The sequence below is a fragment of the Pseudomonas sp. SID14000 genome, assembly GCF_002165135.1.
In the GTDB taxonomy this organism is placed as follows: domain Bacteria; phylum Pseudomonadota; class Gammaproteobacteria; order Pseudomonadales; family Pseudomonadaceae; genus Aquipseudomonas.
In genome coordinates this window covers 124012-142221 of sequence record NZ_NFZQ01000001.1, presented here as the reverse complement: position 1 = coordinate 142221, position 18210 = coordinate 124012, and the positions used below count along the sequence as shown (strand labels likewise).

The following is an 18210-nucleotide window of genomic DNA, read 5'->3' as shown; positions in this document are numbered from 1 at the left end:
GGCGTTGCCATCAGTTGGCGACGATGTTGACCAGCTTGCCCGGTACCACGATGACCTTGCGGATGGTCAGGCCATCGATGAAGCGCAGGACGTTCTCGTTGCTGCGCGCGGCGGCTTCGACTTCTTCACGGCTGGCGGCGGCCGGCATCTCGACCTGGCCACGCAGCTTGCCGTTGACCTGCACCACCAGGGTGACCGTGTCCTGTACCAGCGCTGCCTCGTCGACGTCTGGCCAGCTGGCGTCGATGACTGCCTGCTGGTGGCCCAGCTGTTGCCACAGCTCATGGGAGATGTGCGGGGTGATCGGTGCCAGCAGCAGGGTGACGGCCTCGAGGCCCTCCTGCAGCAGGGCGCGGTCCTGTTCAGTGGACTGCGGGGCCTTTTCCAGCACGTTCATCACGGTCATCACCTGGGCGATGGCGGTGTTGAACTTGTGGAACTGGCCGATATCAGTGCTGGCCTGCTTGATGGCGGCGTGGATGGCGCGGCGGATGACCTTCTGCGCGTCGTCCAGGGCGGCGACATCCAGCTTGCCCGGCAAGCCCTGGGCCACATGGGCCTGGGCCAGGCGCCAGACACGACGCAGGAAGCGGCTGGCACCTTCGACGCCGGAGTCGGACCATTCCAGGCTCATGTCGGGCGGCGAGGCGAACATCATGAACAGACGGCAGGTGTCGGCACCGTACTGGTCGATCATCGATTGCGGATCGACGCCGTTGTTCTTCGACTTCGACATCTTCTCGGTACCACCGATTTCCACCGGCAGGCCGTCGGTCTTCAGGCGGGCGCCAATGATCTTGGCCTTGGCATCGCGCTCGACTTCGACATCGGCCGGGTTGAACCAGTCCTTGCCGCCGTTGCTGGCCACACGGTAGTAGGTTTCGGCGACCACCATGCCCTGGGTCAGCAGGTTCTTGAACGGCTCGTTCGAGGTGACCAGGCCTTCGTCGCGCATCAGCTTGTGGAAGAAGCGCGCGTACAGCAGGTGCAGGATGGCGTGCTCGATGCCGCCGATGTATTGGTCGACCGGCAGCCAGTGGTTGGCCGCTTTCGGGTCGACCATGCCACCTTCGTAGTTCGGCGAGGCGTAGCGGGCGAAGTACCAGGACGACTCGACGAAGGTGTCCATGGTGTCGGTTTCGCGCTTGGCCGCGGTACCGCATTTCGGGCAGCTGCACTCGTAGAATTCAGGCATGCGCGCCAGTGGCGAACCGGCACCGTCCGGCACCACGTTCTCCGGCAGGGTGACTGGCAACTGGTCTTCCGGCACCGGTACGTCGCCGCAGGACGGGCAATGGATGATCGGGATCGGGCAGCCCCAGTAGCGCTGGCGGCTGATACCCCAGTCGCGCAGGCGGAACTGGGTACGCGATTTGCCCAGGTCCTTGCGGATCAGGGCGGCTTCGATGGCGTCGAAGGCGCCGGCGAAGTCCAGGCCGTCGAATTCGCCGGAGTTGATCAGCTGGCCGTGCTCGCCATAGGCGGCCAGCCACTCGCTGCCGACTTCATCGCCAGCGCTGGTGCGCACCACGGCCTTGACCGGCAGGTTGTATTTGTGGGCGAACTCGAAGTCGCGCTCGTCGTGGGCTGGCACGGCCATCACAGCGCCGTCGCCGTAGTGCATCAGCACATAGTTGGCGACCCATACCGGCAGTTTCTCGCCGGTCAGCGGGTGTTCGACCAGCAGGGAAGTGGCCATGCCCTTCTTCTCCTGGGTGGCCATGTCAGCTTCGGCAACGCTGCCGCTCTTGCACTCGTCGATGAACGCCTGCAGTGCCGGGTTGCCTTGGGCGGCCTGGGTAGCCAGCGGGTGCTCGGCGGCGACGGCGACGTAGGTGGCGCCCATCAGCGTGTCGGGACGGGTGGTGAAGACCTTGAGGGTGCCTTCGTGGCCGATGCTGGCCTGATCATACGGGAACTGCACTTCCATGCCGCGCGACTTGCCGATCCAGTTGCGCTGCATGGTCTTGACCTGCTCAGGCCAGCCCGGCAGCTCGTCGAGGCTTTCCAGCAGCTCGTCGGCGTAGTCGGTGATGCGGAAGTAGTACATCGGGATTTCGCGCTTCTCGATCAGCGCGCCCGAACGCCAGCCACGGCCGTCGATGACCTGCTCGTTGGCCAGTACGGTCTGGTCCGCCGGATCCCAGTTCACGGTACCGTTCTTGCGGTAGATGATGCCTTTCTCGAACAGACGGGTGAACAGCCACTGCTCCCAACGGTAGTAGTCGGGCTTGCAGGTGGTGACTTCACGTGCCCAGTCGATGGCCAGGCCCAGGCTCTTGAGCTGGGTCTTCATGTAGTCGATGTTTTCGTATGTCCACTTGGCCGGGGCGACGTTGTTCTTCATCGCCGCGTTTTCCGCGGGCATGCCGAAAGCGTCCCAGCCCATCGGCTGCAGGACGTTCTTGCCCAGCATGCGCTGGTAGCGGGCAATCACGTCACCGATGGTGTAGTTGCGCACGTGGCCCATGTGTAGCTTGCCGCTCGGGTACGGGAACATCGACAGGCAGTAGTAGGTGTCCTTGCCTGGCTGTTCGGCAACAGCGAACGATTGTTGCTCGTCCCAGAACTTCTGGGCGGCGGCTTCGATATCACGGGGCGTGTATTGTTCGTGCATGGCTACTTTTTGCTGAGAGAGAGGAGACCTTGTTCCAGGCAGCGTAACCTCGCTGCGTCCGGCACTCCGGTGTCGTTCAGAGTGAACGCCGTAGCATACAGCAGCGCCGCGCATCGTGGGAAACCTTCGTTGCGAATGCCCGCTGGTCGCGGCACACGGCTGCTTTTTGCAACGACGCTAAGCTCAGTTGTGTGGGGAGATATTCTTATCTTCAATGAGGTGAACGGATGGGAGAGACGCAGCTACCCGCAATCAAACCGGAGCTATACGAACGCCTGATCGACCGGCTTGGCCTGGCGCTGGAAGTGGCCAGGACCTCGGTGCGATTGCGCGACGAGATGCCAGCCGAGCTGGAGTTGCGTGGCCTGAGCCACGCAGAGTTCGAACTGATCAAGGCCTACCTGGATTCCCTTCCGGAGCGCCACAATGCCTGTGTCGGCAGTTACCCACAAGCGGAGCCGACATCGGCCAAGATTATCTGGCTCAAGGACAAGAAACGCCCCGCCAGCACGGCGAGATCCAGGACGCTGCCACATCGCTAGCCGTTCAGGACGCCAGGCGCAGGCTATAGCGCGCCGGTTCTTCAAATTTGCACAACTCACGATCGGCGCCGGCCGCACCCTTGTTGACCGGCGTCGATCCTTCTAGGCTGCACGCCTGCCAAGGAGGTGTGGCCAATGCCGATCCGATTTTTCGTCAAACAATGGCTGATGCCGCCAGGTGTCCTTCTCCTGCTGCTGCTTGTGGCGTGGTGGCTGCGCCGCCGTCGACCCAGGCTGGCAGCGCTGTGCTTTGCCATGGGCCTTGGTGGCCTGTGGTTGATGAGCCTGCCGCTGGTGGTGCAGGAAACCGCCCGTGTGCTGGAGACGGAAGCGCCGCTGGCAGTAGGCGACTGGGGCGGCCTTGCAACCCGTGCGGATGCCATCGTGGTGCTGGGCGCGGGGCGTGAGCGGGGTGACCCGGCCTGGGGTGGCAGCGACCAGCCGACAGCCACGGCGCTGGAGCGCATGCGCTTTGCCGCGCGGCTGGCCAAGGCGTCGGGCTTGCCGGTGCTGACCAGTGGCGGGTTGCACTATGGTACGCCGCCGAGCGAGGCGCGGTTGATGGCTGATCGCCTGCATGAAGATTTCGGCGTCGAGGTGAAATGGCGGGAAGAGGGCAGCCGCACGACCTGGGAGAATGCCCGGCTGACGGCCAAGGTGCTGCAGCCGCTGGGGATTCGCCGGGTGGTACTGGTGACCCAGGCCTGGCACATGCAGCGCTCGCGCTGGAGCTTCGAACAAGCGGGGTTCGAGGTGGTGCCGGCGCCAGTCGGGTTCCTCGGGCGCGATCATGCGCGGCCGTTTGGCGGGTTGCTGCCGGAGAGCCGGGCGATGTGGCAGAGCGGGCAGTTGCTCAATGAAGTGGCGGGGTTGGTGGGGTATCGGCTGTTCTATTGAGCCTTGTGTTGCCTGTGCCGGCCTCTTCGCGGGTAAACCGCTCCCACAGGATTCCCGCAGCGTCGAGAATGGTGGAGGACCTGTGGGAGCGGGTTTACCCGCGAAGAGGCCGGTACAGGCGGCATCATCAGACGGTCTTGGCAATGCGTCCAGCCAGCACCGCCCAACCCAGCAACAGCGCACAGACAATCGCCAGCGGCCACGACCGCCATTGCAGGTACGGCGTCAGGTTCTGCATCGGCACCACCTCGCCATACAGCACTGCCTGCTGGAACTGCGGCACTTGGGTAGTAATGCGGCCAAACGGGTCGATCAGCGCGGTCACGCCATTGTTGGTGGCGCGGATCATCCAGCGCCCGGCTTCCAGCGCGCGCATCTGCGCCATCTGCAGGTGCTGCAACGGGCCGATCGAGGTGCCGAACCAGGTGTCGTTGCTGATGGTCAGCAGCAGGTCGCTGCGGGCCGCCAGGCCAGCGGCGAATTCGGGGTAGACCACTTCGTAGCAGATGTATGGCGCAATCTGGTAGCCCTTGGCCTGTAGCAGTGGCTGGTCTTCCGGGCCGCGGGCAAAGTCCGACATGGGCAGGTTGAAGAACTCGATCAGGCCACGCAGCATGTCCTGCAGCGGCACATATTCGCCAAACGGCACCAGCTTCTGCTTGAGGTAGGTGCCATCGCCTTCACCGGTGACGGTGATGCCGTTGTAGTAGCGGCGCTGGTGGTGCACCACTTCACGCACCGGCACGCCGGTGATCAGCGCCGAATGCCGCTCGGCGGCGAACCGGCCCATCACGTCGATATAGCCCTGGGCCTGGTCCTTGAGCACCGGTACCGCGGTTTCCGGCCACACCAGCAGGTCCACCGGCCTGGAGCTGAAGCTCAGGTCACGGTACAGCGCCAGTTGGGCGTCGATGTGCGCCGGGTCCCATTTCAGGTCCTGCGCGACGTTGCCCTGGATGGCCGCCACTTTCAGCGGATCGCCCGCGGGCTTGGTCCAGGCGTGGCCCTTCAGTACCAGGCCCACCACCCACGGGGCCAGCAACAGCAGGCAGCCCACCGCCAGGAACGAGGGGCGGGCGCGCAAGCGTTGCAGGTTGCACAGCAGGGCAGCGGTCAGGGCCAGGGCGAAGGAAATCAGCCACACGCCGCCCAGCGGTGCCAGGCCGGCCAGCGGGCCGTCCAGCTGGCTGTAGCCGGCGTAGAGCCACGGGAAACCGGTCAGGAACCAGCCGCGGAAGGCCTCTTGCAGCAGCCACAGGGCGGCGAAGCACAGGGCGTCGGCCAGTGGTGCTTCGGTGCGGCGCAACCAGCGTGCCCACAGCCAGGTGGGCAGGGCGAAGAACCAGGCCAGGGCGGCAAAGAACGCCAGCAGCAGCAGGATCGCCAGCAGCGGCGAGGCGCCGCCGTAGGTGTTCATGCTGACGTAGATCCACCAGGTGCCGGCGCCGTACAGGCCGAAGCCGAACCACCAGCCACGCCACATGGCCTGGCGCGGGCTGAGCTCGCGCAGGCCAAGGTAGAGCAGGGCGATGGACAACACGGCCAGCGGCCAGATATCGAACGGCGCCAGGGCCAGAAGGGTGGAGGCGCCGGCCGCCAGGGCCAGCAGGTTACCGGGCCAGCCGGGGCGGGTGATCCAACGCATGTTTGTCCTTAACGGGTGATCGGTGTCAGGCGTAGCAAGTGTATCCGCCGGCTGTCGGCATTGAGAATACGGAACTTGTAGGGACCGATCTCGGTGGTTTCGTTGCGCTTGGGCAGGTGACCGAAGGCGCTCATCACCAGGCCGCCGACCGTGTCGAACTCGTCATCGGAGAACTCGCTGTCGAAGAACTCGTTGAAGTTCTCGATGGGGGTAAGCGCCTTGACCAGGAAGTCACCGCTTGGCAGCGGTTTGATGTAGCTGTCTTCCTCGACGTCGTGCTCGTCCTCGATGTCGCCGACGATCTGCTCCAGCACGTCCTCGATGGTGACCAGGCCGGCCACGCCGCCGTACTCGTCGATGACGATGGCCATGTGGTTATGGTTGGCGCGGAACTCGCGCAGCAGCACGTTCAGGCGCTTGGACTCGGGCACGAAAGTGGCCGGGCGCAGCAGGTCCTTGATGTTGAAGCTGTCGCCGTTCTCCTTGAGGATCAGCGGCAGCAGGTCTTTGGCGAGCAGGATCCCGAGCACATCGTCGTGGCTTTCGCCGATCACCGGGTAGCGCGAGTGGGCGGCGTCGATCACCGCCGGCAGGAACTCGCGCGGCGACTGGCTGGCTTTGATGCTGATCATCTGCGAACGCGGCACCATGATGTCGCGAACCTGCAGGTCGGCCACCTGGATGGCGCCTTCGACGATGGTCAGCGCTTCGCTGTCCAGCAGTTTGTTCTGATGGGCTTCGCGCAGCAGCTCAAGGAGTTGCTGGCGGTTTTTCGGCTCATGGGCAAAAGCCTGGGTCAGTTTACCCAACCAGGACTTCTGCCCGTTGCTCGATCGATCTTCGCTCATGGCGGTTCTCGTGATCCTTCGTGTATCAGTGTGTAATGTTGTCGGTTTCATCGTCGGCGTACGGGTCGGGATGACCCAGTTCTGCCAGCAATTCCCGCTCCAGGCCTTCCATTTCCTCGGCTTCCTCATCCTCGATGTGGTCGTAGCCGAGCAGGTGCAGGCAACCGTGGATGACCAGGTGCGCCCAGTGTGCTTCCAGCGACTTGCCTTGTTCGGCTGCTTCGCGCTCGACCACCGGTATGCAGATCACCAGGTCGCCCAGCAGCGGGATATCGAGCAGCTCATCCGGCACGTCGGCCGGGAACGACAGCACATTGGTCGCGTAGTCCTTGTGCCGGTAGGTGTGGTTCAGCTCGCGGCCTTCGGCTTCGTCGACCAGGCGAATGGTCATTTCCGAATCGGCGCTGCGTTGGCGCAGGGCCAGTTCGCACCAGCGGCGGAATGCGGTGTCATCCGGGGCGGCAGCATCCGTGGCCCGTTGAATATCGAGTTCAAGCATCTTTGCCGGGCGCCTCGGGCTTGGCCTGGCGGGCATCGAAGCGGTCGTAGGCTTCGACAATGCGCTGCACCAGTGGGTGACGAACCACATCTTTGGGTTGGAAGTGGGTGAAACTGATCCCCGGAACGTCCTTCAGCACCTCGATGACGTGCGCCAGGCCCGACTTGGTGCCACGGGGCAGGTCGACCTGGGTGATGTCGCCGGTGATGACCGCGGTAGAGCCGAAGCCGATACGGGTGAGGAACATCTTCATCTGTTCCAGCGTGGTGTTCTGGCTCTCGTCGAGGATGATGAAGCTGTTGTTCAGGGTACGGCCACGCATGTAGGCCAGCGGGGCGATCTCGATCACCTGGCGCTCGATCAGCTTGGCCACGTGTTCGAAGCCGAGCATTTCGTACAGGGCGTCGTACAGCGGGCGCAGGTACGGGTCGATCTTCTGGGCCAGGTCGCCGGGCAGGAAGCCGAGCTTTTCGCCCGCCTCGACCGCCGGGCGCACCAGCAGGATACGGCGCACCTGTTCGCGCTCCAGCGCATCCACGGCGCAGGCCACGGCCAGGTAGGTCTTGCCGGTACCGGCCGGACCGATGCCGAAGTTGATGTCGTTGGCCAGGATTTCCTTGACGTAGCGTTGCTGGTTGACCCCGCGCGGGCGGATGTTGCCCTTGCGCGTGCGCAGCGACACGCTGACCTCGTTGACGGCCGGGTTGTCGATGTTCTCGACGGTCGATTCCTGCAGGTACAGGTGGACGGTTTCCGGCGACAGGTCGCTGGCCTTGGTCTCGCGGTAGAGACGGCGCAGCAGCTGTTCGGCAGCGGAGGTGGTCTTGGGTTCGCCGATCAGTTCGAACTGATTGCCGCGGTTGCGGATCTCGATGGCCAGGCGCTGTTCGATCAGGCGCAGGTGCTCGTCGAACTGGCCGCACAAGTTGGCGAAACGGTGGGCCTCGAAAGGTTCGAGGATGAAGCGATGGGGTTGTATGGGTGCGTTCAAGGTCGTTTTTAGCCGCTCGACGGCAATGGATGTGAACTCAAGAATAACCCTTGAATGGCAGTGGCGAAAGCACTGAAACGTTCAACGGTATGTACTGCCTGTTTCGGCCTCTTCGCGGGTAAACCCGCTCCCACAGGGATTGCACTGTTCCTGAGGGCTGCGCAGAACCTGTGGGAGCGGGTTTACCCGCGAAGAGGCCGGCACTGCTATGATGCCCGCCTTTTCTTACGCATGTGTTATCCCGACGAACATGAGCAAGCGCGAACCTGCCATCTATAAAGTGATCTTCCTCAACCAGGGGCAGGTCTTCGAGATGTATGCCAAGCAGATCTACCAGAGCGACCTGTGGGGTTTCCTGGAAATCGAGGAGTTCGTGTTCGGCGAGCGCTCACAACTGGTGGTGGACCCGAGCGAGGAGAAGCTCAAGAGCCAGTTCGAGGGGGTAGTCCGCAGCTTCGTGCCGATGCATTCGATCGTGCGCATCGACGAGGTGGAGCGCCTGGGTACGGCGAAGATCAGTGAAGCCAAAGGCGGCGGCAACGTGATGCCGTTCCCCATGCCGATGCCGGAAAAGTAACCCTCAGGGGAGTGGCGAGAACGGCGTGCGCCCTTCGGCGTTCTGCAGCTCCAGCAGGTACTTGCGGAAGATCTGGCCGAGCACCTGGGTGGCATGCTCCAGTTCGTCGCGGGGCATCTGCTCGGTCACTTCGTCGGCCATGTCCAGCGCATCCTCGGCGCCGTTGACCGCAGCCATCTTCAGCAGGATGTAGGCCTGCACGTTGTTGGCCTTGACCCCTTCGCCACGGAAGAACATGGCGCCCAGGCGGTACTGGGCTTCGGCATGGCCTTGCAGCGAGGCCTTTTCGAACCAGTTCAGGGCTTTGTTCAGGTTTTTCGGCGTTTGCGTGTAGTAGTACTCGCCCAGTTCGAATTGCGCCTGCGCGTCCCCCGTCGTTGCCGCCTGCTCACAAGCCTTGAGGGCGTTTGCCAGGTCTTCAGGCTGGACATTCAGGGTGCAGCGGCCCGTCGCCGGAATCAGCAACGAGTTACCGCCCTCCGCCAGGGCCAGCAGGGGCTGAAGAAGCAACAGGCAGCCCAGGGTCAGGGCGCGGCCGGTGCGGTTCATGGGGATCGACTTACCTCTGCAAAGCTGCGGCCAATGTCTCTGGTGGCACATTATGGGATAAGCAGCGCCAACCTTACAAAGTTTTACTCGATTTTCTGCTTGGTTGGGGAAGTCAGCTGATTGTGCATGGGTATTTGTTGCCTGTGCCGGCCTCTGTGGGAGCGGCCTTGTGTCGCGAAAGGGCTGCGAAGCAGCCCCAGCAATCTGTGCATTACTGCTGAAGTGCTGGGGCCGCTTTGCGGCCCTTTCGCGACACAAGGCCGCTCCCACAAAAGCGCGGTGCTGCGCGCTATTTCAGGGCTGCAAAGGCCTTTTCAGCCGCATCCAGGGTGATCTGCAGCTCCTTGTCGCCATGGGCGATGGAGGTGAAGCCTGCTTCGAACGCGCTTGGTGCCAGGTACACGCCACCATCGAGCATCAGGTGGAAGAAGCGCTTGAAACGCTCGGCATCGCTGGCCATCACGTCTTCGAAGGTGACGATGTCGTCGGCACCGCTGAAGTACAGGCCGAACATGGCACCGGCCTGGGTGGTGACGAACGGCACGCCAGCGGCATCGGCGCGCTGTTGCAGGCCGTCGAGCATGCGGCTGGTGTAGTCGGTCAGCTCGGCGTGGAAGCCCGGGCGGCTGATCAGCTTCAGGGTGGTCAGGCCTGCGGCCATGGCCAGCGGGTTACCCGACAGGGTGCCGGCCTGGTAGACCGGGCCGAGCGGGGCGATGCAGCCCATGATTTCACGCTTGCCGCCGAAGCAGCCGACCGGCATGCCGCCACCGACGATCTTGCCGAAGGTCGACAGGTCCGGCTTGATGCCGTAATGGCCCTGGGCGCCGCCGAGCGAGACGCGGAAACCGGTCATCACTTCGTCGAAGATCAACACCACGCCGTGCTTGTCGCACTGCTCGCGCAGGCCTTCGAGGAAGCCTGGCGCAGGTGGTACGCAGTTCATGTTGCCGGCTACCGGCTCGACGATGATGCAGGCTACGGTCTGGCCGACTTCGGCCAGGGTTTTCTCGACGGCAGCGATGTCGTTGAACGGTAGGGTCAGGGTGTGCTTGGCGAAGTCTGCCGGCACGCCTGCCGAGCTCGGCACGCCCTGGGTCAGCAGGCCAGAGCCGGCTTTTACCAGCAGGCTGTCGGAGTGACCGTGGTAGCAGCCTTCGAACTTGATGATGGCGTCACGGCCGGTGTAGCCACGGGCCAGGCGGATGGCGCTCATGGTGGCCTCGGTGCCTGAGCTGACCATGCGCACCATCTCCATGGACGGCACCAGCGAGCAGACCAGGTCGGCCATTTCGGTTTCCATGGCGGTCGGTGCGCCATAGGACAGGCCGTGCTCCAGCTGGCGGCGTACCGAGTCCAGTACCTCCGGGTGGCCGTGGCCAAGGATCATCGGGCCCCAGGAGCCGACGTAGTCGACGTAACGCTTGTCATCCTCGTCAACGACGTAGGCGCCTTCGGCATGCTTGAAGAACAGCGGCGTGCCGCCAACGCTCTTGAAAGCGCGGACCGGCGAGTTGACGCCACCGGGGATGTGCTTCTGGGCTTGGGCGAACAGGGCTTCGGAACGGGACATGGAAGGTTCTCTCGAATCAGGATGCGAACAAGGCGTTGAAGGCGCGGGCGCGGCGGGTGACTTCCTGCGCGCTGTCGGCACCGAACAGGCCGTGGATCACCGCCAGCAGATCGGCACCATGGGCGACCAGCGGGGCGGCGTTGTCGAGGGTAATGCCGCCGATCACCGCGATCGGCAGTTTCACCTGGGCGCGGGCCTGCTCCAGCAGTTCGATGTTGGCAGCGGGGGCGCCCGGCTTGGTGACGGAGTTGAAGAAGCGGCCGAAGGCCACGTAGCTGGCACCTTCGCTGGCGGCCTGGGCGGCCAGTTCGAGGCTGGCGTGGCAGGTTGAGCCGATGATCGCCTGGCGACCGAGCAGGGCGCGGGCCGGGGTCAGTGGGCCGTCGGTCTGGCCCAGGTGCACGCCGACGCCCAGGCGCGCGGCCAGTTCGGCATCGTCGTTGATGATCAGCTGGGTGCCGTAGCGCTCGCAGAGCTTCATCAGCCCTTCGGCCTCACGCAGGCGCCGTGCCGCGTCGTCACTTTTATCGCGGTACTGCAGCAGGCACACGCCGCCTTCCAGTGCCGCCTCGACATGGGACAGGAAACGGCCAGCGAGCAGCTGGCTGTCGGTGATGGCGTACAGACCGCGTAGCTTCATTGGAGGCCTCGTGTCAGGAGCAGAAATCCAGTGGCAGGCGGCGCGGCACGTACTGGCCCTTGCCCAGTTGCTCGGCGTCACGCAGGGTGCGCCAGGTGTAGTCCAGTGCGCTGCGCACGGCGCTTTCCAGCTGCTCGCCGAGGGCCAGGCGGCCGGCCAGGGCGCTGGCCAGGGTGCAGCCCGAGCCGTGGTAGCTGCCCGGCAGGCGCTGGCAGGTCCAGGTGTGGCGCTGGCCATCGCGGCTGTACAGGCGGTTGTGAATTTCGTCTTCGTCGCCGTGACCGCCGGTAATCAGCAGGTGTCTACAGAACGGCAACAGTTTCTCGGCACACTCGTCGGCGGTGCCTTCGGGCAGCTCGGCAAGGATGCGGGCTTCGGGCAGGTTCGGCGTGGCGATGGTCGCCAGTGGCAGCAGGCGTTCGCGCAGGGCGTAACCCACTTCGTCCTTGCCCAGGCGGCCACCACCGCCGGCACGCAGCACCGGGTCGCAGACCAGCGGCAGGTGCGGGTGGGCGGCCAGCAGTTCGGCGACGGTGTCGACCATCTCGATCGAACCGAGCATGCCCAGCTTGACGGCGGCTACCGTAGCGTCGGCCAGTACGGCGTTGGCCTGGGCCAGCACCCACTCGCGGTCGAGCACGCGGAAGTCGGAAACGTTGACTGTATCCTGCACGGTCAGGGCGGTCACTGCGGGTGCGGCGTGACAGCCTTGTGCGATCAGGGCTTCGATATCTGCCTGCAGGCCGGCGCCGCCACTGGGGTCGTGGCCGGAAAGACAGAGGACAACGGGGCGGGAGCTGTAGGTATTCATGGTCGGCGAGCTTACCACCAATCCTGTTTGGGCGGATCGTCCTCCAAACGGGTTTTACTGATCATGGGGTCAGATTTTTTCCGGTTTTATTTCTGAAAGCGTTGATTTAGAGCCTTTTCTTTGTGATTGGATATGGTCGATTACCAGGTTGCGAAGCTATGCTAGAGTGCTCGGATAACTCTACAAACGGGTTCTGCCGGATCGTGTCGTCTCAAACGGATGGGAGGCAACCGCGACTCGACTGGACAGGCCATGCTGGGGCTGTATGCGCTATTTGCTGATTGTGCTTCTGGGCTTGCTGCCCGTGCTGGCCGGGGCAGTCGATTTCGACGACGCTACCCGGCATCTTCCGCTGGGCAAGGCAATGCAGGTTTATGAAGACCACGATGGCAGTGCCACCATCGCCCAGGTCAGTGCCCCTGGCTTCGCCAAACACTTTCGCCCCCACCACGAAGACGTTCTGAATGCCGGTTATTCCACCTCGGTGTTCTGGCTCAAGGTCGAACTGCGCCCTGTCGCCGCGCTCGGCGCCGCCCCACGGCAGTGGCTGCTGGAGCTGGCCTATCCGCCGCTGGACCACATCGAGCTGTACCTGCCCGACAGCAGTGGCAGTTACCGCCTGGCCCGGCGCACCGGCGACGCCTTGCCCTACCACAGCCGGCAGATCCGGCAGAACAACTACCTGTTCCAACTGCAGCTGCCGCCTGGCCAGGTCACCACCGCCTACCTGCGCCTGCACAGCCAGGGCTCGGTACAGGCGCCACTGACGCTGTGGTCCGCCGAGGCCTACATGGAGGAACAGCCCACGCGTCTATATGTATTGGGGATGATCTACGGCGTGCTGCTGGTGATGCTGGTGTACAACCTGTTCATCTACCTCAGCGTGCGCGATGTCAGCTACCTCTACTACATCCTCTATATCGCTTCGTTCGGCTTTTACCAGGTTTCGGTGAATGGCGCCGGTGTGGCCTACTTCTGGCCGGACAGCCCCTGGTGGGCGAATGCCTCGACGCCGCTGTTCATTGGTGCCGCCGGCCTGTTCGGTTGCCAGTTCGCCCGGCATTTCCTGCAACTGGGCAGCATCAGCCGTGGCTTGGACCGGCTGCTGCAGCTGCTGATGCTGGGTGGCGCGCTGGTCATGGTGCTGGCGGTGAGCATGCCCTACGGCGTCGCCCTGCGCATGGCCACGGTGCTGGCATTGCTGTTTACCGTGAGCATCTTCGCTGCCGGGCTGTACGCCTGGTGGCGTGGCTTGCGCGTGGCACGCTGGTTCATCATCGCCTGGACGGCGTTCCTGCTCGGTGGCCTGGTCAACACCTTGATGGTGCTGGGCTACCTGCCAAACGTGTTCATCACCATGTATGCCAGCCAGTTGGGGTCGGCGCTGGAGGTGGCCTTGCTGTCGCTGGCGCTGGCCGACCGTATCAACAGCTTGCGCGAGCAGCAGGCGCAGACCTTGCGTGACACCGGGCGCACGCTGGAGCAATTGAACCTGCAACTGGCCAGGAGCAACCGGCTGAAAGACGAATTCCTGGCCTGCGTGACCCATGAGCTGCGCACGCCGATGAATGGCGTGATCGGCTCGCTGGAGCTGATGCACACCCTGCCGATGGAGGCCGAGATGGCCCAGTACCACCGCACGGCGGTGGGGTCGGCCCAGGGCATGATGGACATGGTCGATGCCATTCTTACCCTGTCCGAACTGCAGGCCGGCCGCCTGCGCGCGCAGCCGGCACCGTTCAGCCTGCGCACCCTGCTGCAGGGGGTGCGTGCCGGTTATGCCGGGCACGCTTTGGGCAAAGGCTTGCACCTTAGCCTGGACATCCCCGCCGACTTGCCGGACGAGCTGCTGGGCGACGGCCAGAAACTGGCCCGCTGCCTGGGGTGCCTGGTGGACAACGGGCTGAAGTTCACCCACCAGGGCGGGGTGATGATCCAGGTGCGTTGGCGCCGGGTGGAGCCGGACGACCTGGCGCTGACTTTTGTTGTCAGTGACAGCGGTATTGGCTTTGATGACCTGGACCAGTCGACCCTGTATCAGCGTTTCTTCCAGGTCGATGGCTCGATGACCCGGCGTTATGGCGGGCTGGGTATTGGTTTGTCGATTTGTCGGCAGATGGGGGAGTTGCTGGGGGCGAAGTTGTCGCATGAATCGACGCGGGGGTTGGGCAGCCGCTTCGAGTTGAGTTTGAACATGGCTATTGCGCAGGTGCAGATGAGCCCGCACATACTGCAGGCGCGGCAGTCGCTGTGAAGGCATGGCATTTGGTTGGGGCTGAGAGGTGTTCGCCGTGGCAGGTGCAGCGCCTGGGAGATCGAGCGCCGCCCGCGCGGCGCTTCGCGGGGCAAGCCCGCTCCCACATTTGTTGCAACGTGCCGAACCTGCCAGGCCATGGTTGCCTGCCTTGGTGCATGGCTTGAGGCAGGCGGGGCGGCATCAATGCCCACCTCGAAATCCAGTCATGCCAACAAGGCTGCCAACCATGGCCTTACAGGCATGGCCACGTTGCAACAAATGTGGGAGCGGGCTTGCCCCGCGAAGCGCCGCGCGGGCGGCGCTCGATCTCACAGGCGCTGAACCTGTTGTGGCGAACACCTGTCAGCCCTGATACACACCCAACACATGCGCCCCCCACCACATGTTTAGTCATTAATGTCACTTTGACTGACTCGTACAGAGTGCTTCACTGGGTCTCTCAAGCCTACCCGGATCCAGGAGCCCCTGATGAACCTGCACCAGTACGCTGAAACCCACGAAGTCACCAACCAGCCTCCGCCCCTCGACGGTGCCAACCTGTACCGCCTCGACCTACCGCTACAGGAATGGTCGCGGCGCTTCGGCGCGGGTTGGGCCGAGTCGCGGATCGACGCCTACGGGGCCCTGGCCGGTGGCCCGTTGATGCAGGCGGGTTTCCTGGCCAATGCGCACAAGCCGGAGTTCAGCAGCCATGACCGCTACGGCCATCGTATCGACCTGGTCGAGTTCCACCCGGCCTACCACGAACTGATGCGCACCGCCGTCGAGCACGGCCTGCCTTCGCTGCCGTGGGCCGAGCCCCGCCCCGGTGCCCATGTGGCGCGGGCTTCAATGACCTACCTGCACAGCCAGGCCGAGGCCGGTACCGGCTGCCCGCTGACCATGACCTTCGCTGCCGTGCCAGCGCTGCGGCTGCAACCCGAACTGGCCGAATACTGGCTGCCGAAGATTCTCGCCTGCGAGTACGACCCGCGTAATGTCGGCGACCGCCACAAGGCCGGGGTCACCCTGGGCATGGCCATGACCGAGAAGCAGGGTGGTACCGATGTACGCGCTAACACCACCCGGGCTTATCCGGTCGGCGCCGCAGGCCCGGGCCAGCCCTACGAGCTGGTTGGCCACAAATGGTTCTGCTCGGCACCGATGTGTGATGCCTTCCTTACCCTGGCCCAGACCGAGAAAGGTCTGACCTGCTTCCTGCTACCGCGTCACCGCCCGGACGACAGCCGTAACCAGTTCTATATCCAGCGCCTGAAGAACAAGCTGGGCAATAGCTCCAATGCCTCCAGCGAGGTGGAGTTCCGCGGCGCCCTGGCGTGGATGGTCGGGGAAGAAGGGCGGGGCGTGCCGACCATCATCGAAATGGTGGCCATGACCCGCTTCGACTGCATGGTCGGTTCCAGCGCCCTGATGCGCCAGGCGCTGACCCAGGCGGCCCACCACTGCGCGCACCGCAAGGTCGGCGGGCGGCTGCTGAGCGAGCAGCCGTTGATGCAGAACGTGCTGGCCGACCTGGCGCTGGAAAGCGAGGCCGCGCTGGCCCTGAGCCTGCGCATGGGGCAGGCGCTGGAACAGCTGGACGACCCGCAGCAGGCGCATTTCGCCCGGCTGGTCACGGCGGTGGGCAAGTACTGGATCTGCAAGCGCGCGCCGGCCATGATCAACGAGGCCGCCGAGTGCCTGGGCGGGGCGGGTTATGTGGAAGACAGCATCCTGCCACGGTTGTACCGCGAAGCGCCGGTCAACTCGACCTGGGAAGGCTCGGGCAATGTGCAGTGCCTGGATGTGTTGCGGGCCTTGTCCAAGGAACCGGGCGTGCTCGATGCGTTGTTCGCCGAGCTGGGTGATGGGCATGGGGACCCGCGTTTGGCGGCGCACATCGGCAATCTCAAGGGAGCGTTTGCCGACACTGGCGACATGCAGTACCGCGCGCGGCAGCTGACCGAGGACATTGCCTTGGCGCTGCAGGCCAAGCTGTTGCTGGAGGCAGGGAATGCGGTGGTCAGTGATGCGTTCATCGACAGCCGCTTGACGGGGGGCGGGCGTGTTTACGGGGCGTTGCCGAGAGGCGTGGATGTGGAGGCATTGGTGGCCAGGGCTACGCCAGCCTGGACGAGCTGAGCTGGCTTCTTCGCGGGCACGCCCGCTCCCACAGGGGCTTCACGGTGTTCGAGTGCTGTGCTGTACCTGTGGGAGCGGGCATGCCCGCGAATGAAGCCAACACCGATCAATGGGGGTGTATTTACCCAAGAAGGCAGGCAAGATGGTTCACATGCACGTCCAGACAGGAAGCACAGTGTGAGCCAAGCTTTTGTAGTCGTTGATACCCCCGAACAGGCCGTCGACCGTCTGGCGGCCCTGCATGACCAGGCCACCGGGGCCCTTAGCCAGGCCCTCAAGCGTTACCTGAAGGACCGTACCGAACCGGGCGCCGAAGAGCGAGACCTGTTCCGTTACCCGGCGCTGCGCCTGACCTACTACAGCCACGGTGAAGTTGCCGCCACCACGCGGGCTTACGCCAAGGTCCAGGTGGCCGGCACCTACAGCGTCACCATTACCCAGCCGGCTGCTTTCCGTGGCTACCTGCTGGAGCAACTGCGCCCGTTGATGCACGACTACACCGTCACGGTAGAGGTTGGTGTCAGCGAACAGAACATTCCTTACCCCTACGTGGTCGACCAGGGCGACGAGCTGGCCGGCAGCGGTATCACCGCTGCGCAGCTGGCGCGAGTGTTCCCCAGCACCGACCTGTCGGCCGCCACCGACAACATCGCCGACGGGCTGTATGACTGGGGCGGCGCCGAAACCCTGCCGCTGGCGCTGTTCGATGCCGCGCGGGTCGACTTCTCGCTGCGCCGCCTGGTGCACTACACGGGCAGCGACTGGCGCCATGTGCAGCCGTGGATCCTGCTGACCAACTATCACCGCTATGTCGACCAGTTCATCAGCCACGGCCTCGACCAGTTGCGTGACGACCCGCGCTTCGTGCGCATGGTGCTGCCGGGCAACGTGGTGATCGACAAGGGCATGGACCACGGTGAAACCCAGGCCCTGGTGGCCAGTGTGGTCTGGCACCGCTACCAGATGCCGGCGTATCACCTGATTGCCGCCGATGGCGACGGCGTCACGCTGGTCAACATCGGCGTCGGCCCGTCCAATGCCAAGAACATCACCGACCACCTGGCCGTGCTGCGCCCGCATTGCTGGCTGATGATCGGTCACTGCGGCGGCCTGCGGCAGTCGCAGACCATCGGCGACTATGTGCTGGCCCACGCCTACATGCGCCGTGACGGCATTCTTGACCGGGTGGTGCCGCCGAACATCCCGATTCCGGCCTTGGCCGAAGTACAGCTGGCCTTGCAGGAAGCTGCGGCGCAGGTCACCGGCGAGCGTGGCGAACAGCTGAAGAAGCGCTTGCGCACCGGCACCGTGTTGACCTACGACGACCGCAACTGGGAGCTGCGCTGGGCCCAGGAACGGCCGCTGATCAACTTGTCGCGTGCCGTGGCGGTTGACATGGAAAGCGGTACCATCGCTGCCCAGGGTTACCGCTTGCGCGTGCCTTACGGCACCTTGCTGTGTGTGTCCGACAAGCCGCTGCACAGCGAAATCAAGCTGCCGGGCTCGGCCAACGCCTTCTACAACCGGGCGGTCAGCCAGCATTTGAAGATCGGCATTGCCGCCCTCGACCTGCTGCGCACCGAGCTCAACTCGCTGCACTCGCGTAAACTGCGCAGTTTCGATGAGCCGCCGTTCCGCTGAGG

16 protein-coding genes are annotated in these 18210 nt (G+C 64.2%); 7 read left to right on the top strand and 9 right to left on the bottom strand.

Annotation, left to right across the window (positions count from 1 at the left end):
- Window positions 1-10 precede the first annotated feature (10 nt).
- Window positions 11-2617: a leucine--tRNA ligase gene (gene leuS / locus CAY82_RS00640; protein WP_087499502.1), complete on the bottom strand. Its 2607-nt coding sequence runs from the start codon at window positions 2615-2617 to the stop codon at window positions 11-13.
- Window positions 2618-2844: 227 nt separating this feature from the next.
- Between leuS and CAY82_RS00635 the strand changes: the two genes are divergently transcribed.
- Together CAY82_RS00635 and CAY82_RS00630 are read left to right on the top strand one after the other, a co-directional pair.
- Window positions 2845-3159, top strand: coding sequence for a hypothetical protein (locus CAY82_RS00635; RefSeq protein ID WP_063911846.1), 315 nt, complete (start codon window positions 2845-2847; stop codon window positions 3157-3159).
- A 135-nt stretch (window positions 3160-3294) separates the two neighbouring features.
- Entirely contained in the window at window positions 3295-4056 is a 762-nt protein-coding gene (locus CAY82_RS00630; protein WP_087499501.1) for a YdcF family protein, read from the top strand.
- 127 nt (window positions 4057-4183) lie between these two features.
- On the opposite strand, the gene lnt is transcribed toward CAY82_RS00630, so the two are convergent.
- The 4 genes from lnt to CAY82_RS00610 are packed head-to-tail and all read right to left on the bottom strand — an operon-like array spanning window position 4184 to window position 8039.
- Window positions 4184-5701: an apolipoprotein N-acyltransferase gene (lnt, locus tag CAY82_RS00625; protein WP_087499500.1), complete on the bottom strand. Its 1518-nt coding sequence runs from the start codon at window positions 5699-5701 to the stop codon at window positions 4184-4186.
- Window positions 5702-5709: 8 nt separating this feature from the next.
- On the bottom strand, window positions 5710-6549 hold the full coding sequence (locus tag CAY82_RS00620) for an HlyC/CorC family transporter (RefSeq protein ID WP_003257584.1): 840 nt from the start codon (window positions 6547-6549) through the stop codon (window positions 5710-5712).
- Window positions 6550-6574: 25 nt separating this feature from the next.
- Complete coding sequence (ybeY, locus tag CAY82_RS00615) at window positions 6575-7048, bottom strand: rRNA maturation RNase YbeY (RefSeq protein ID WP_087499499.1); 474 nt, start codon at window positions 7046-7048, stop codon at window positions 6575-6577.
- Window positions 7041-8039: a PhoH family protein gene (locus tag CAY82_RS00610; RefSeq protein ID WP_013974342.1), complete on the bottom strand. Its 999-nt coding sequence runs from the start codon at window positions 8037-8039 to the stop codon at window positions 7041-7043. The genes ybeY and CAY82_RS00610 overlap by 8 nt, the downstream gene beginning before the upstream one ends.
- A 250-nt stretch (window positions 8040-8289) precedes the next feature.
- Here CAY82_RS00610 and CAY82_RS00605 point away from each other — a divergent pair, with 250 nt between their 5' ends.
- Window positions 8290-8616: a DUF1820 family protein gene (locus CAY82_RS00605; RefSeq protein ID WP_060498505.1), complete on the top strand. Its 327-nt coding sequence runs from the start codon at window positions 8290-8292 to the stop codon at window positions 8614-8616.
- Between the two features lie 3 nt (window positions 8617-8619).
- Here the strand turns inward: CAY82_RS00605 and CAY82_RS00600 are convergent, their stop codons facing one another.
- From CAY82_RS00600 to CAY82_RS00585, 4 genes are all read right to left on the bottom strand, one after another.
- A complete protein-coding gene (locus CAY82_RS00600; protein WP_087499498.1) occupies window positions 8620-9165 on the bottom strand; it encodes a tetratricopeptide repeat protein in 546 nt (181 codons plus the stop codon).
- Window positions 9166-9454: 289 nt separating this feature from the next.
- The gene (gene hemL, locus CAY82_RS00595; protein WP_013974339.1) at window positions 9455-10738 is read right to left on the bottom strand and encodes a glutamate-1-semialdehyde 2,1-aminomutase; all 1284 of its coding nucleotides are present in this window, start codon (window positions 10736-10738) and stop codon (window positions 9455-9457) included.
- Between the two features lie 16 nt (window positions 10739-10754).
- On the bottom strand, window positions 10755-11378 hold the full coding sequence (gene thiE / locus CAY82_RS00590) for a thiamine phosphate synthase (protein ID WP_063911839.1): 624 nt from the start codon (window positions 11376-11378) through the stop codon (window positions 10755-10757).
- 13 nt (window positions 11379-11391) lie between these two features.
- A complete protein-coding gene (locus CAY82_RS00585) occupies window positions 11392-12189 on the bottom strand; it encodes a hydroxymethylpyrimidine/phosphomethylpyrimidine kinase (RefSeq protein ID WP_087499497.1) in 798 nt (265 codons plus the stop codon).
- Here CAY82_RS00585 and CAY82_RS27255 point away from each other — a divergent pair.
- The 4 genes from CAY82_RS27255 (at window position 12090) to amn (ending at window position 18208) form a co-directional block, all read left to right on the top strand.
- Window positions 12090-12299: a CRISPR-associated DxTHG motif protein gene (locus CAY82_RS27255; RefSeq protein WP_140399061.1), complete on the top strand. Its 210-nt coding sequence runs from the start codon at window positions 12090-12092 to the stop codon at window positions 12297-12299. The genes CAY82_RS00585 and CAY82_RS27255 overlap by 100 nt on opposite strands.
- Before the next feature lie 155 nt (window positions 12300-12454).
- Window positions 12455-14443, top strand: a complete 1989-nt coding sequence (locus CAY82_RS00580; protein WP_087499496.1) for a hybrid sensor histidine kinase/response regulator — start codon at window positions 12455-12457, stop codon at window positions 14441-14443.
- 471 nt (window positions 14444-14914) lie between these two features.
- Window positions 14915-16567, top strand: a complete 1653-nt coding sequence (locus tag CAY82_RS00575) for an acyl-CoA dehydrogenase family protein (RefSeq protein ID WP_087499495.1) — start codon at window positions 14915-14917, stop codon at window positions 16565-16567.
- A 177-nt stretch (window positions 16568-16744) separates the two neighbouring features.
- Window positions 16745-18208, top strand: coding sequence for an AMP nucleosidase (amn, locus tag CAY82_RS00570; protein ID WP_087499494.1), 1464 nt, complete (start codon window positions 16745-16747; stop codon window positions 18206-18208).
- The last annotated feature ends 2 nt before the right edge of the window (window positions 18209-18210 follow it).

What these genes read in the sequence shown, in the direction of transcription:
- ybeY (WP_087499499.1), bottom strand. Translation starts at nt 7,048, where the DNA reads ATGCTTGAACTCGATATTCAACGGGCCACGGATGCTGCCGCCCCGGAT.
- CAY82_RS00630 (WP_087499501.1), top strand. Translation starts at nt 3,295, where the DNA reads ATGCCGATCCGATTTTTCGTCAAACAATGGCTGATGCCGCCAGGTGTC.
- thiE (WP_063911839.1), bottom strand. Translation starts at nt 11,378, where the DNA reads ATGAAGCTACGCGGTCTGTACGCCATCACCGACAGCCAGCTGCTCGCT.
- lnt (WP_087499500.1), bottom strand. Translation starts at nt 5,701, where the DNA reads ATGCGTTGGATCACCCGCCCCGGCTGGCCCGGTAACCTGCTGGCCCTG.
- CAY82_RS00600 (WP_087499498.1), bottom strand. Translation starts at nt 9,165, where the DNA reads ATGAACCGCACCGGCCGCGCCCTGACCCTGGGCTGCCTGTTGCTTCTT.
- CAY82_RS00605 (WP_060498505.1), top strand. Translation starts at nt 8,290, where the DNA reads ATGAGCAAGCGCGAACCTGCCATCTATAAAGTGATCTTCCTCAACCAG.
- CAY82_RS00575 (WP_087499495.1), top strand. Translation starts at nt 14,915, where the DNA reads ATGAACCTGCACCAGTACGCTGAAACCCACGAAGTCACCAACCAGCCT.
- hemL (WP_013974339.1), bottom strand. Translation starts at nt 10,738, where the DNA reads ATGTCCCGTTCCGAAGCCCTGTTCGCCCAAGCCCAGAAGCACATCCCC.
- CAY82_RS00585 (WP_087499497.1), bottom strand. Translation starts at nt 12,189, where the DNA reads ATGAATACCTACAGCTCCCGCCCCGTTGTCCTCTGTCTTTCCGGCCAC.
- CAY82_RS00580 (WP_087499496.1), top strand. Translation starts at nt 12,455, where the DNA reads ATGCGCTATTTGCTGATTGTGCTTCTGGGCTTGCTGCCCGTGCTGGCC.
- leuS (WP_087499502.1), bottom strand. Translation starts at nt 2,617, where the DNA reads ATGCACGAACAATACACGCCCCGTGATATCGAAGCCGCCGCCCAGAAG.
- CAY82_RS00620 (WP_003257584.1), bottom strand. Translation starts at nt 6,549, where the DNA reads ATGAGCGAAGATCGATCGAGCAACGGGCAGAAGTCCTGGTTGGGTAAA.
- CAY82_RS00635 (WP_063911846.1), top strand. Translation starts at nt 2,845, where the DNA reads ATGGGAGAGACGCAGCTACCCGCAATCAAACCGGAGCTATACGAACGC.